Below are 13,369 nucleotides of genomic sequence, written 5' to 3'. Positions count from 1 at the left end.
AATTACTGGCGCAGCACCGTGTTCTTGGCGCCTTGCTCGACTTGGTCGATGACCAGCAGCTTGACCGGGCCGTCGCCGATATTGGTCGCCTGGTGCCACTGGCCGATCATCTCGACGATGAAATCGCCAGTCTTGTAGGTGTTGCTGTTGCCGGTCTCGACATTCGTCACCTTGAGCGTTCCGGCCTCGACATAGGCGTAGCGGGCAAACGGGTGCTTGTGCACCGGCAACGTGGCGCCCACCGCAATATCGTAGGTCGAGACCAGCACCTGGACATTTTTCTGCGGCAGCACGATTAGCTGGCCGGAAGCCGTCTGGGTACGATCGGCAAGCGGCGTCACGACGACGGGTGGACTGGAACTGTCCAGTGCCGCAGCAGGGTTTGCAGACAGCGCTGTCGCGAGCAGCAGTGCCGATGCCAGAATCTTTCGCATGGGTCCTCCAGGTTTTGCCGCCACGCCGCGCGGCAGGGATGAACGCGAGCTGGCGAGCCTTGGCTATCTATCTGTACGCCTTGAAGGCAATCAGACCAGAGAAGACGATTATCGCCATCAGGATCAGTACCCACGCACCGACGTTACGCGAAAGGCGCCTCCGGCGACCGCGCACGGCCTGGTCTCTCCAGCGTTTGGCCTGATCAGCCCCTATATTCAGTTTGTCCATTTTGCCTTCTCCCGCGATCACAATGCGGTTCATGCCATTTGGAGTCCAGATGTTGTCCCTGCCGTCCTATCGCCGCCCCTCTGGACATCGCTTCGGGGTTTTGCACAGAGCTAGTTTCTTCCGCGCCGATGGCGCGCATCTCAAAGGATCGTTTCCATAGGCCGATCCCAGATCGAACTGAATTCGATGTGAATCCCTGCTAAGCGTGGGCAAGGCTTCATCAAAATGAACGGCGACATGGTTCACGAATGTATGGAATCGATGGATGGAACAGCATCGGGAGTTCGAGGTTGCAGGAATGTGTTGGCTGGGAGATCGCCCAGGTGCGCGGTCCTCGAAAGCGGTCATCGAGGTCGAATGCGCTGAACGTGTAGCCAAGACGGCCAGATTGAAATCGCTTCGCATGGCGCAAATTTTGCTGGAGGCGGATCCGTGCGTTTCATTCAACGAGGAACTCGACTGCTCGGTGCTTGTCGCCGTACTGGCGCGGGAACCTAAACGCCCACGTCCCGAATCCAGCGTGGGCCATCACCGGCTGCTGGATCCCAGCACGACTATTCCCTTTTTTCCATCAAAGTCTAACGACTGGCAAAACGCACCGGAAAGTACCTGTCGTAACCGTTGATTCAACCATTGCTGGTACTAATGGGTTGTGTGGGAGCGGCTCCGACAGTGCGGCGGGGGTTGGGTGCCGGAGCCGCCTGCGCAGCCGGTTGGGATTTGACCGCGCCGTCCTATTCTGGGACAGCGCGGTCAATGATTCGTTAAAATTCTCCGGATCTAATTTCTCCGGGTCTAATTAAGTGCATACTAATTGAATTGTCGGTTGGCGGCAGAGCACTGCGCAACGCGATTACGCGATGCTGGGCGTGACATCCTGGGGGCAATGATTCGGCCGGCGGCAATTCAGCCAAGCGCTTCTTGGCAACGCAATGCCATCTTTAAGTTGGTCGATGATGTAAAGGGGCCGGCGCCGCAATGGAGGTTGCCTGATCAGCGCCGGCCAAGCGGGTATCGGGTCCGCCGCAGTTGCAGCGGTAGCTGATTCTTGACGTAACGTCATGCCGTCCGGTGATGGGGCACAATCGCTGGCATTGAAGGCAATCTGGTGAAGCCTTCCGCCCACCGTCAAGGTGAATTGGTTAACAGATTGGCAGAACGGCCTCTGATTTGATCGGGGGAAGACTTGGCACCTTTTGTGCAAAGTCTGGAATTGCCGGCTAACCCCGGCCCTGATTTGTGTGACAAATCGGGATGGGCCCGTCGGGAGTTGGGGGTTGGGGCCAACATCCGGCGAGTTCCGGTTCACAATGGGAGATAGCTACCCAAACGCGAGACTTTGGTTGCAAGCACAAGATGCACGAAATCAAACCGGCGCCTAGGCAGTCGGGTTTGGGGCTTTACCTGCCTAAGCGCCGGCCGGGCGGAATTGACCCACCGCTGTAGGACCTAGCCGACTTTCGCCGTACCTTCGTCATGCGTTTGAGCAGGAGAGATCAAAACTGGCCGCCAACCGACGGCGGCAAGCGATTCCGCCAAGCAATCAGGTGTGCCGTGCCTATAGTGCCCGCCGCCAGAATTACAGGTTGGCCCGAGAGGCAGAGAAGCAGCGCGAGATCGCCCACAGTTGCGGATGGAATCTAATTGGCTCAACCCCGCCGCGCTATGGTATTTCTGGCTGTGCTTGGGCCTTGTCGTAACCGTTGATTCAACCATTGCTGGTAATAAGACGGGTGTGGGAGCGGCTCCGACACACTGGGCTGGGTAGGGCGCGTTTGCCGGAGCCGCCTGCGCAGTCGGTTGGGATTTGACCGCGCCGTCCTATTTTGGGACAGCGCGGTCAATGATTCGTTAAAATTTTCCAGAACTAATAAAGCGCATGCTAATTGAATCTCCGGTTGGCGGCTGGTGCATGCGTTTGAAGTTTGTCGAGCCGTTGATGCCGACCCTTGTGGAGAAGCCTCCCGAGGGCGATGCCTGGATTCACGAAGTCAAATTCGATGGGTATCGATCGCAGATAGTGATCGACGAAGAGGGCACGTGCCTCTTCACCCGCCGCAGCCTGGACTGGACCTCTAATATCGCGACCTCGCCGCAGCAAGTGCCGAGGTCGGCGCCGAGAGCGCAATCACCGACGGCGAGATCATCGTTCTCAACGACAAGGGCCTGTCCGACTTCGCGGCTTTACGCAAAGCGATCACCCCCCGGCAGCACGACTTGTATTTCGTGGCATTCGACCTGCTGCACCTAAACGGCCATGATCTCCGCGATATGGCCCTGGAGGAGCGGCCGGCGTTCAAGTTGGGCCTCGTCGCGACCGTGAAGCATCTTCGCGGCGAGGAGGACTTGCGGCACGCCTCGTTACAGGTTTTCCGCGAGGAGACATGATGCTGTTTCGTTGCGGAGATAGAACGCTTCGACCGACGATCAACATCCCTTATCGCCGGTTTTTGTCCCGCCGCCCTTCGTTCGTTCGAAAAGGCGACGGGACACCTTTCGACTCCTAGCTTGGCGGCTGCGCCGGCCTGTCCCGTTCCACTGGAGGAACTGCACTTCCTGATCGCCTGAGTCAGCCGGTGGCCGGCAGCATCAGCACCGCAACTGCCCGGACGGCCATCAGAGGCAGGCGGGCCATGCCCACCATGTCGTGCTGACGGTAGCGCCACACTGCGCTGCCGTGCATTCTACAACGCAAGCATAGGTCGGTGCCGGAGTTTTAGGACGATGGATCAGGAAAGAGTTCTAGCCGCAGTCCTCTTAGCCGATGTGGTGGGCAGCACGCCGCTCTATGAGCGCATCGGCGACGATGCCGCTCTGCAGCAGGTCTCGGATTGCCTAGACGCGATACGCGAGATCGCCTCCCGGAACGGCGGTGATTTCATTCACTCGAAGGGCGATGACGTGCTTAGCCTGTTCGAGAGGCCAGAGGGGGCGCTGAGGGCCGTCCGTCAAATTGTCAGCCAGCTGACGAGAGGGTCGCTGACCACCCGGATCGGATTGCACTTCGGGGCGGTTATTCGCACGCGGGGCGAAGTATTCGGCGACGTTGTCAATGTCACCGCAAGGTTGTCCACCACGGCCAACCCGGGGGAGGTGCTGATCAGCCAGAGCTTCTTCGAAGCCCTTTCCTCAGAGGGCCGCAGTTCCTTGCGGCTCATCGACAAAATGCCCTTCAAGGGGAAGGAAGAGCCGTTCGACGTCTATACCCTGGGTGGCGACGATGGGGCGCTCACTACGCAGATCGCCAGCCGGGGCACCATTATCGATAGGCGGTTCGCCCCGCCAAGGCACATCAATCTGGTCATCCGCTATGGAGATCAGTTGCGATCTTGCCGCAACAACGAATTCGTGACCATCGGCCGATCTCCTGAATGCAATATCGTCGTCCCGCGGCCCTGGGTCTCAAGGCACCACGCGACCTTCACCATTTCGAACGGCAGGGCGGGGCTTGTTGAGCGAAGCTCGTCGGGCACATTTGTGTCGACTGGGCCTGACCATGAAGTGTTCGTTCGCCGTGAAGCAGTTCTCCTGTTCGGCTCCGGCGTCATCTCGCCTGGGCGGAGGTCGTCCCTCAGCGACGCTCAGATCCTTAGCTACGAAATTATCTCAGGCTGACCCGGCTGGAGAGCATCAAGGCGGCGAGGGCGAGGCGAATCGCCAATGCTGCAGCATTGGCGCGCCAATACCATCTCGGCCGTGTCCGTTGCAGGCCGATCAAATCGTCAAAAACGTGTTCCATGGCCATTTTCTCTCCTTCGCGCGATCTCATGCCGATCGGCGCCTAGCGAAGTCGAGTTGTGTAGATATGCTGTAGACCAGCCAATTTTCGGCGGTTCCTGCAACTCTGAAACCTATGGAAAAGATTGGCTCCCCGGGCCGGATTCGAACCAGCGACCAACCGGTTAACAGCCGGTTGCTCTACCACTGAGCTACCGGGGAACAGAGGCTCTCATGTGAGTGGCGCAGCCTATAGCAAACCCGTTTCGGCTTTGCAAAGAAGCATTTCGCATTTTTTAGCGCTTTTTCATGCAATGGTTTCTGGCAATCGCCCGATGACACCACATATGAGCGGTCTTGGACGCCGTCCGGCCCTGGTCGGCGGAACCGAAAGGGCAATTGCAGCCTTTACCATATATGGCTTTAACTGGTGGCAACCGGATCGACGTTCGACATGACTGCAGCAGGCGAAAACCAGGCATCGGCGCGGAAAATTTCGGTGTTCGGCCGCGAGTTCACCATGCCGCGCTCACGCGGCCTCAGGATCGCCATCGGTGGCGTGCTGGTGTTTTTCGGCATTCTCGGCTTCTTGCCGATTCTCGGTTTCTGGATGATTCCGCTCGGCCTTTTGGTGCTTTCCTACGAATTTGCCGCGGTGCGCCGCCAGCGGCGGCGGTTCGTCGTCTGGTGGGAACGACGCCGGCGGCCGGGTTGAATGTGATGGGCGCACGGTCCCGGCTCAGCCGTCGCTGCGCTTTTCCAGCCCCTCGCAGATTTCCTTGATGACGGGCAGCCGCTGAAGCCAGCCGCGCGCGATCGTGCGGCGAGAGCCGGCTTGCGCCCTCGATGGCAAAGCGGTCGATCGCGTAGCGCACAAGCTGTTCGCAGCGCAGCAGCGACAATCTGCGCGATGTGTTGGATTCCCGGTCTGCCGCGGGCCGACGCATGAATTACCTCCATCTTCCGCTACGCAGAGCCATGGGTTCGAGTTTCGTCTGCTGCCTCTCGGACATGCTTAATGACCGGCTAATATGCTGGCGTGCCAAGAGATTAAGCCGCTCGGAACCACGTTGCGGAGGCTGACGCGGAAAGCGCGCCGGAATGCTGCGCGGACGCTTGACGACCTTTCGTCGCCACCATATTGAGTTCGCTCGCCGGGAGCGACGAGGCCTCGTGGCGGAGTGGTTACGCAGAGGACTGCAAATCCTTGCACCCCGGTTCGATTCCGGGCGAGGCCTCCAGTTGCTTCAGCTCCCGCGCGGCGGGGGCTTGAGTTCCGGTCGAATGCGCCGCAGTGTTGGCGCGGCAAGCGCATTTCGGCGCATTGGTTTTTGACGGATTGGTTGGGACATGAGCGCTGATTTCTCCGAGCTTCGCGTCAAGATGGTTGACGGCCAGGTCCGCACCACCGATGTGACCGACGCAGCATTGCTCGATGCCATGCTTGCCGTGCCGCGCGAGGCCTTTGTCGGGGCTGGCCAACAGGCTCTTGCCTATATTGACGAGGATATCCGCATTTCCGACGGCGCCGACGGCAGCGGGGCGCGCTACCTCATGGAGCCGTCGCCGCTGGCCAAGCTTTTGCAACTGGCCGAAATCGACGCCGGCGATTCGGTACTCGATGTCGGCTGCGGCACCGGCTATTGCGCAGCACTCCTGTCCAGGCTGGCAAAATCCGTCATTGCTCTGGAAAGCGATGCCGCGCTGGCAGAGACGGCCAAGGCCGCACTCTCGGCGCAGGGCTGCGACAATGTCATCGTGGTCACCGGGCCGCTGCCGCAGGGCCATGCCGCCAAGGCGCCCTACAATGTGATTCTGATCGGCGGCAGCGTCGAGGAAGTGCCGGCGGCGCTGCTCGGCCAACTCGCCGAAGGTGGCCGTCTGGTCGCCGTTGAAGGGCAGGGCAATGCGGGTGTGGCCCGTTTGTTTTTCAAAGCAGGGGGGGTTGTAACCGGAAGACGGGCATTTAATGCGGCAATTAAGCCACTACCGGGATTTGAACGTATTCATGCGTTCGAATTCTAAGTGATTTTGCCTTGCAGCAAAGGCGTTGTCATGTTGGCTTGCGATTGGACAATCGTTGCTGATTTGGTTAACCGGTGTTTCGGGAGGCCGTCAGCGGGGGAACGATAAATCGACGCGGCGCTGGCTGATCCCTAGGGATGGGCTGGCGTGGCGTGGTTCCCGTGCAAAACGAATGAGGGATTTAAAGTGCCGTCCTTAGCCAAAAGCTTGTTTGCTACCGTCCTTATTTCCGCGACAGCGCTTTCGCCGATAGCCGCCTCGGCGGAAACCATTCTCGGCGCGCTTTCCAAGGCCTACCAGAACAATTCGTCGCTGAATTCGGCCCGTGCGGGCGTGCGCGTCACCGATGAGGGCGTGGCGATCGCCAAGTCGGGATACAGGCCGGTCATTACCGGGAGTGCGGACGTCGGCTACGCCAGCCGGCACCTCAACGGTTCAAACACCGGCACTCGTCTGACAACCGGGAGCTTCGGCGTCGCTATCAATCAGATGCTGTTTGACGGGTTTCAGACCAAGAACAACGTCGCGGCAGCCGAGGCGCAGGTCAAGGCGTCGGTCGAGAGCCTGCGCAACACCGAAGAGAATACGCTGTTCAACGCGGCAAGCGCCTACATGGATGTCATCCATGACCGTCAGGTGGCGGTGCTGACCGAACAGAATTTGCAATTCCTGACCGAGCAGGCGCGCGCGGCGCGCTCGCGCTTTGAGGTCGGCGAAGGCACGCGCACCGACGTGGCGCAGGCAGACGCCTCGCGCTCGGAGGCGGTGGCGCAGTTGAGTGCGGCCCGCGCGCAGGCGCTGGCCAGTGCCGCAACCTATCGCCAGATCGTCGGTGACGAGCCGGGCAACCTCAAGGCGGCGTCGCCATTGGCGAAGCTTTTGCCGAGGAGCCTCGATGCGGCGATCGACATCGCGGCGACCGAACATCCGGCCATTCTTTCTACCGAGCATCTGGTCGACGCGGCCGCATTTCAAGTGAAGTCGCACGAAGGTGCGCTGCTGCCGCAGCTTTCCGCTTCCGCCGGCGTTTCGGACGACTACTCCAAAAACTCGCCGGAAACCTTGACGTCGCAGAATGGCACCACCCGTTCCGCTAACATTGGTGCGACACTGACCATTCCGATCTATTCGGGTGGCCGCACCTCGGCCCTGGTCCGCCAGTCGAAGGAATCGCTCAGCCAGGCTCGCATCGAGGTCGATGTCAGCCGCGACCAGGTGCGTCAGGCGGTGACATCGGCATGGACGCAATACACCTCTGCACAGGAGAGCGTCGCGGCCAACCGGCAGGTGATCGCCGCCGCGCAGTTGGCTTTGAACGGCGTTATCGAAGAGCGCAATGTCGGCCAGCGCACGACGCTCGATGTGCTGAACGCCCAGAACGATGTCATCAGCGCCAAGATCAACCTTGCCACCTCCGAGCGCGATGTGGTGGTGGCGAGCTATGCTATTCTTTCGGCCATGGGCCGCCTGTCGGTCGAGCGCCTGGCGTTGAATGTGGTGAAGTACAAGCCTGAAGAGCACTACAGAGCCGTCAAGGACAAGTGGATCGGTCTGCGCACACCGGACGGCCGCTGATCGCGCCAGGCGGTTTCAAGTCCCGCCAGGATTGGAGTGTTGGGGCGCCGCGCATCCCAGGGATGCGCGGCGCTATCCTTTTGTACCGACAGGATCTTTTCCGAGGAAGGTTTTCGGTTCGCAGCCATGTCTAAATTGTTGAAATCCCGCATCTCCCGAGATTGGGGATTCTCCGATGGCGATCCGTCGGCTACGCTGTCGCCATGATTCGTGTCCGGCTTTGACGGACAGAGCGGGTCACTACAGCGCCGCGCGTCCGATTGGACGCGCAAGGACGCTGTAGCACTTGGATTTTGCGCATGATCCTGTCCGAAAATCGAACCGATTTTCGGGGTCATGCGCGGGGCGGCGGATGTGACGATGGCGACGGCAAGCAGCGCGCAGCGCGAACCTTCCATGGAAGAAATACTGGCTTCCATCAGAAGGATCATCGAAGACAGCGACGCCGGCCGCAAGCAGCCGGGTGACGCCGATGAGTTGCGTCAGGACCTTGTACCTGCCGCCGGGCCGGCCTCGGATGTCGAGGCCTTCCGCAGCGAGTTGCACAGCGCGGCCGAAAGCAAGAAGCCGGTGACGCTGGCCGAGGTGCAGGCGCAACTGGCCGAACCTGTCGCGGCACGGCTGGAGCCGCGCTCCGAGCCGGCTTCGGTGAAGCCGGCCACGCCGGCAAATCCTGCTGCTACAACCGTCGCGCTCCCCACGCATGCGCCGATGACCCTGGCGGAAGTGAGCGCCAGAATAGCCAGCGAGTCAGCCCCGGCAGCCAGGGCGGAAGCGCCAGCCCGGCCAAAGGCGGAGACCACCGATTCCATCGTCACCGATTGGCGGCGCGAAATTGCAGCCGTGGGCAGTCAGACAAAGCCCGCCGATGTGGCTAAGCCGCTAGACGTCAGGCCGCAAGAGATCAGGCAGCAAGAGATCAGGCAGCAAGAGACCGAGAAGCGGCAGGCTGCTGCCGCGGAGATCGAGGCTTTCGAGGACGATCTCGCAGCCGAGCCGGCTTTCGAGTCAGGCCCGTCGCGCAGCGAGCAGGCGCGCCAGGCCGATGCAACACCGGTTCGCCCGGCGATCGTTTCGGAACACACCGGACGGCAGGTCGCAGCGGCCTTCGGCGAGCTCTCCGACGCCTTTGCCAGCCGCAGCAAGAAGACCTTCGACGAGATGGCCGAGGAAATGCTGCGGCCGATGCTGCAGGATTGGCTGGACAACAATCTGCCGACGCTGGTCGAGCGCCTGGTGCGCGAGGAAATCGAGCGCGTCGCGCGCGGCGCGCAGTAATCTCCTCCAACGATCACTTCTCGAAACGCCGCCCATGAGGCGGCGTTTTTGTCGATGAGGTCAGCCCGCGCTGGTTGCGAAGCAGATGAGGTTGCCGTCGGGATCCTTGACGATGAACGTGCGGGCGCCCCAGGGTTCGGTCCGCAATGTCTGGTGGAACGGGGCGGTGGCCGCCTGATACTCCAGAAACAGAGCCTTGATGTTGTCGACAATGATCGTCGCCGCCAGTAGGTCATCGGTCGAATTGGCGGCGAGTGGAGGCTTGTCGACATGGCGCAGGTTGAGCCGTGCGCCATCGCGGATGATTTGGGCGTAGAAAGGCGGCTCGCCATAGGTGAAGCGCGTCTCGAAGCTGAGCTTTTGCCGGTAGAAATTACAGGCTGCTGCGATGTCGCCGACAAAGAGCTGTGGCTCGGCAAAGGCGAGATGTGGTTTTGCGGCGTCTGCTGCATGATCGGTCACAGTTTGAAGGCCTTCCTTCAGCGCCTGCCAGCTCTCGAAACCTGACTTCCTGGCGACGAGTTCCTGGGCATCGGCAAGCTTGAAGCCGTGGTCGAGGATTTGGCTGTCGCTGAGATGGCGAAAACGCGGCAAGAGCCATCCAATCACAGCGGCGACGGGATAATACCGCTCGCGGTGCCATTTGAGATAGAGCTTGGCCTGTTTCTTGTGGTGATCGAGGGTCGGCATGGGCGCATTGCGGGGTTGAGGTGGCGTAGGCGGGCAATGCCCCTCCGGCTGGAAGCCGATGCGCCCTACAGCAGCGTTGGCAACCTAAGATGGCTGGGATCAGTGGTCAAGGCGCGAGTGACAAGGCTGTCTCCGGCGAATAGGGGGCTGCCATCGTTGATGAGTAGATCGCGAACAGCTCCCGCTTGATCCGATCCTCGCCACGCCTATTTGCTTCTCATGACCCGAGGCGGCCCTTGCGGTTGACTTGGCCAAGACCTTCCGATTTACACCGAACCAGCAAAATCCCGACAGCGCGGACCATTTTCCCATGCTTGAAAAGACCTACGACGCAAAGACCGTCGAGCCGAAGATCGCCAAAATCTGGGAAGAGGCGGACGCCTTCCGTGCCGGGGCAGGTTCGGAGGAGGGGGCGGAGGCCTTCACCATCGTCATCCCGCCGCCCAACGTCACCGGCTCGCTGCATATGGGCCACGCGCTCAACAACACGCTGCAGGACATTCTGGTGCGCTTCGAGCGCATGCGCGGCAAGAACGTGCTGTGGCAGCCCGGCATGGACCATGCCGGCATCGCCACGCAGATGGTGGTCGAGCGCCAGCTGATGGAAAAACAGATCCATCGCCGCGACCTCACCCGCGAACAATTCATTGAAAAGGTCTGGGAGTGGAAGGCCGAATCCGGTGGTGCCATCTTCAACCAGCTGAAGCGGCTTGGCGCTTCCGCCGACTGGTCGCGCGAACGTTTCACCATGGATGAGGGCCTGTCCAAGGCCGTGCTCGAAGTCTTCGTCACCCTCTACAAGGAAGGTCTAATCTACAAGGACAATCGCCTTGTGAACTGGGACCCGAAGCTGTTGACGGCGATCTCCGACCTCGAGGTCGAGCCGCAGGAGGTCAACGGTAATCTGTGGCACTTCCGCTATCCGATCGAGGGCGAGGCGTTCGATCCGGAAAATCCCGGGACATTCATCACCGTGGCGACCACCCGTCCGGAGACGATGCTGGGCGATACGGCGGTCGCCGTGCACCCGGACGACGAGCGTTACCGACATCTGGTCGGCAAGAATGTCGTGCTGCCGATCGTCGGCCGGAAAATCCCTGTTGTGGCTGACGAGTATTCCGATCCGGAAAAAGGCTCCGGCGCGGTCAAGATCACGCCGGCCCACGACTTCAACGATTTCGAGGTCGGCAAGCGCCACAAGCTGCCGGCCATCAACATCCTGACCATCGAGGCAGCCATCAAACTGACGGACAACGAGGACTTCCTCGCCGGCCTTGAGATCACGCCGGAGCGCCAGGCCGTATGGGACGAACTCGACGGTCTCGACCGTTTCGTCGCGCGCAAGAAGATTGTGGAGCTGATGGAGGCCGGCGGCTTCCTCGAAAAGGTCGAGCCGCACCGTCATGCCGTGCCGCATGGCGACCGCGGCGGCGTGCCGATCGAGCCGTTCCTGACCGAGCAGTGGTATGCCAATGCCGCCGAACTCGCCAAACCGGCAATCGCCTCGGTGCGCGAAGGCCGTACCAACTTCGTGCCGAAGAACTGGGAAAAGACCTATTTCGACTGGATGGAGAACATCCAGCCCTGGTGCATTTCGCGCCAGTTGTGGTGGGGCCACCAGATCCCGGCCTGGTACGGGCCTGACGGGCGCGTCTTTGTCGAGAAGACCGAGGAAGAGGCGCTGGCCGCTGCCATCGAATATTATCTGGCGCTGGAAGGGCCGTGGAAGGCCTGGGTCGAGGACAAGCTCGAGAATTTCAAGCCGGGCGAGATCCTGACCCGTGACGAGGATGTGCTCGATACCTGGTTCTCCTCGGCACTTTGGCCGTTCTCGACGCTGGGCTGGCCGGATCACACGCCGGAGCTGAAGACCTATTACCAGACCGACGTGCTGGTGACCGGCTTCGACATCATCTTCTTCTGGGTCGCCCGGATGATGATGATGGGCCTGCACTTCATGCACGAGGAGCCATTCCACACCGTCTATGTGCATGCGCTGGTGCGCGACAAGAACGGGCAGAAGATGTCGAAGTCGAAAGGCAACGTCATCGATCCGCTCGACCTCATCGATGAGTTTGGCGCCGACGCACTGCGCTTCACCCTGACGGTGATGGCGGCGCAGGGGCGCGATGTGAAGCTCGACCCGGCGCGCATCGCCGGCTACCGCAATTTCGGTACCAAGCTATGGAACGCGACGCGCTTTGCCGAGATGAACGAGGTCGCGCGCAATGACGATTTCTGGTTGAACGACGCCAAGCTGCCGGTCAACCGCTGGATCCTGACCGAGCTGACCAGGGCGTCGCACGCGATCACCGAGGGCATCACCAGCTACCGCTTCAACGAGGCGGCGGGCGCTGCCTACCGCTTTGTCTGGAACCTGTTCTGCGACTGGTATCTGGAACTCCTGAAGCCGGTGTTCATGGGCACCGACGAGGCGGCCAAGGCGGAAAGCCGCGCCTGCGTCGCCTTCGTGCTTGACGAGATCTACAAGCTCCTGCATCCGATGATGCCGTTCATGACCGAGGAATTGTGGGCGCAGACGGCAGGCGAGGGCAGGACGCGCGCAACGCTGCTTTGCCACGCCGCCTGGCCATCACCAGACTTCGAGGACGCGGATGCGGCCGCCGACATCAACTGGCTGGTCGATCTGGTCTCCGGCATCCGCTCCGTGCGTTCGGAAATGAACGTGCCGCCGGCAGCGATCGCGCCGCTGGTGGTGGTCGGCGCCAGCACCGAGACCCACCAGAGGCTAGAACGCCATGCTTCCGCCATCAAGCGGCTGGCGCGGGTCGGCGACATCTCGCTGCAGGACGCAGCACCCAAGGGCTCGGCCCAGATCGTGCTCAACGAAGCGACCATCTGCCTGCCGCTCGGCAGCCTGATCGATCTCTCCGCCGAGGCGGCGCGGCTGCAGAAGGAACTGGCCAAGGTGACCGAGGAAATCGCCCGGTTGCACAAGAAGCTGTCTAACGAAAGATTCGTCGCTAGCGCGCCGGCCGAAATCGTCGACGCCGAGCGCGAAAAACTCGACGAATACCGTGATCAGCAGGAGAAGCTTTCGGTGGCGCTGACCAGGGTGCGCGACGCCGGTTGAGGTGCCGGATTCGCGAGGCGCCGACAAGCGCGTCGCGACTGCTCTTTTGCCCGAAAAATAGGCATTCCGTTGCGTTAATATTGACGTAAACGGAAAGTTTCAGCCCCATTGTTGCCATAATGTAACAATCGGGCGGAATGCCAGTAAAACAGCCGGATTTCGTGCCGTTTTAAGCGTTTCTTTCTGATTTTTTTCCTAAGGTGCCTCCCCAATGGCCATTTTCGGACCTGCTGGCTAGGCCGCCACTGTGTTCGAAATGCGGTCCGCGAGAGTGTACGTGTACGCTATGTGATTTCATTGTTGCACCGTTAACCTGAATTGGTTCTA

Annotated in this window: 12 protein-coding genes and 2 tRNA genes; 9 read left to right on the top strand and 5 right to left on the bottom strand. The window is 60.7% G+C overall.

The features are described 5' to 3' along the window. Window positions 1–2: 2 nt before the first annotated feature. Window positions 3–434, bottom strand: coding sequence for a cupin domain-containing protein (locus JQK88_RS12035; RefSeq protein ID WP_192257380.1), 432 nt, complete (start codon window positions 432–434; stop codon window positions 3–5). 67 nt (window positions 435–501) lie between these two features. Then, window positions 502–663, bottom strand: a complete 162-nt coding sequence (locus JQK88_RS12030; RefSeq protein WP_210388284.1) for a hypothetical protein — start codon at window positions 661–663, stop codon at window positions 502–504. Window positions 664–928: 265 nt separating this feature from the next. Between JQK88_RS12030 and JQK88_RS12025 the strand changes: the two genes are divergently transcribed. From JQK88_RS12025 to JQK88_RS12015, 3 genes are all read left to right on the top strand, one after another. After that, window positions 929–1,288, top strand: a complete 360-nt coding sequence (locus tag JQK88_RS12025) for a hypothetical protein (RefSeq protein ID WP_203278404.1) — start codon at window positions 929–931, stop codon at window positions 1,286–1,288. Between the two features lie 1,502 nt (window positions 1,289–2,790). Continuing rightward, window positions 2,791–3,051, top strand: coding sequence for a DNA ligase-like domain-containing protein (locus tag JQK88_RS36050; RefSeq protein ID WP_376740400.1), 261 nt, complete (start codon window positions 2,791–2,793; stop codon window positions 3,049–3,051). Between the two features lie 336 nt (window positions 3,052–3,387). Next, window positions 3,388–4,278, top strand: a complete 891-nt coding sequence (locus JQK88_RS12015; protein WP_112565410.1) for an adenylate/guanylate cyclase domain-containing protein — start codon at window positions 3,388–3,390, stop codon at window positions 4,276–4,278. Here the strand turns inward: JQK88_RS12015 and JQK88_RS12010 are convergent. Together JQK88_RS12010 and JQK88_RS12005 are read right to left on the bottom strand one after the other, a co-directional pair. Then, window positions 4,265–4,408 carry a hypothetical protein gene (locus JQK88_RS12010; protein WP_192257374.1) on the bottom strand — a complete coding sequence of 48 codons (144 nt, stop codon included), beginning with the start codon at window positions 4,406–4,408 and terminating at the stop codon, window positions 4,265–4,267. The genes JQK88_RS12015 and JQK88_RS12010 overlap by 14 nt on opposite strands. Before the next feature lie 119 nt (window positions 4,409–4,527). Further along, a tRNA-Asn gene (locus JQK88_RS12005) sits at window positions 4,528–4,602 on the bottom strand. A gap of 232 nt (window positions 4,603–4,834) precedes the next feature. Between JQK88_RS12005 and JQK88_RS12000 the strand changes: the two genes are divergently transcribed. From JQK88_RS12000 to JQK88_RS11980, 5 genes are all read left to right on the top strand, one after another. After that, window positions 4,835–5,095, top strand: coding sequence for a hypothetical protein (locus JQK88_RS12000; protein WP_192257346.1), 261 nt, complete (start codon window positions 4,835–4,837; stop codon window positions 5,093–5,095). Window positions 5,096–5,547: 452 nt separating this feature from the next. Next, window positions 5,548–5,621 (top strand) — tRNA-Cys (locus tag JQK88_RS11995). Between the two features lie 109 nt (window positions 5,622–5,730). Continuing rightward, window positions 5,731–6,405, top strand: a complete 675-nt coding sequence (locus JQK88_RS11990; protein ID WP_203278403.1) for a protein-L-isoaspartate O-methyltransferase family protein — start codon at window positions 5,731–5,733, stop codon at window positions 6,403–6,405. Window positions 6,406–6,591: 186 nt separating this feature from the next. After that, window positions 6,592–7,980: a TolC family outer membrane protein gene (locus tag JQK88_RS11985; protein WP_203278402.1), complete on the top strand. Its 1,389-nt coding sequence runs from the start codon at window positions 6,592–6,594 to the stop codon at window positions 7,978–7,980. 360 nt (window positions 7,981–8,340) lie between these two features. Further along, entirely contained in the window at window positions 8,341–9,258 is a 918-nt protein-coding gene (locus JQK88_RS11980) for a PopZ family protein (RefSeq protein ID WP_203278401.1), read from the top strand. A gap of 60 nt (window positions 9,259–9,318) precedes the next feature. Here JQK88_RS11980 and JQK88_RS11975 read toward each other — a convergent pair whose 3' ends face one another. Then, window positions 9,319–9,948 (bottom strand): bleomycin resistance protein, encoded by a 630-nt coding sequence (locus JQK88_RS11975; RefSeq protein ID WP_203278400.1) that lies wholly within the window; start codon window positions 9,946–9,948, stop codon window positions 9,319–9,321. Between the two features lie 310 nt (window positions 9,949–10,258). Between JQK88_RS11975 and JQK88_RS11970 the strand changes: the two genes are divergently transcribed. Next, window positions 10,259–13,042 carry a valine--tRNA ligase gene (locus JQK88_RS11970; protein ID WP_203278399.1) on the top strand — a complete coding sequence of 928 codons (2,784 nt, stop codon included), beginning with the start codon at window positions 10,259–10,261 and terminating at the stop codon, window positions 13,040–13,042. Window positions 13,043–13,369: the final 327 nt, after the last annotated feature.

Origin of the sequence: Mesorhizobium caraganae, from assembly GCF_016836705.1 — a bacterium.
Taxonomy (GTDB): domain Bacteria; phylum Pseudomonadota; class Alphaproteobacteria; order Rhizobiales; family Rhizobiaceae; genus Mesorhizobium; species Mesorhizobium caraganae.
Note: the sequence above shows the minus strand (reverse complement) of the source record. Positions and strands in the feature narration are given on the sequence as shown.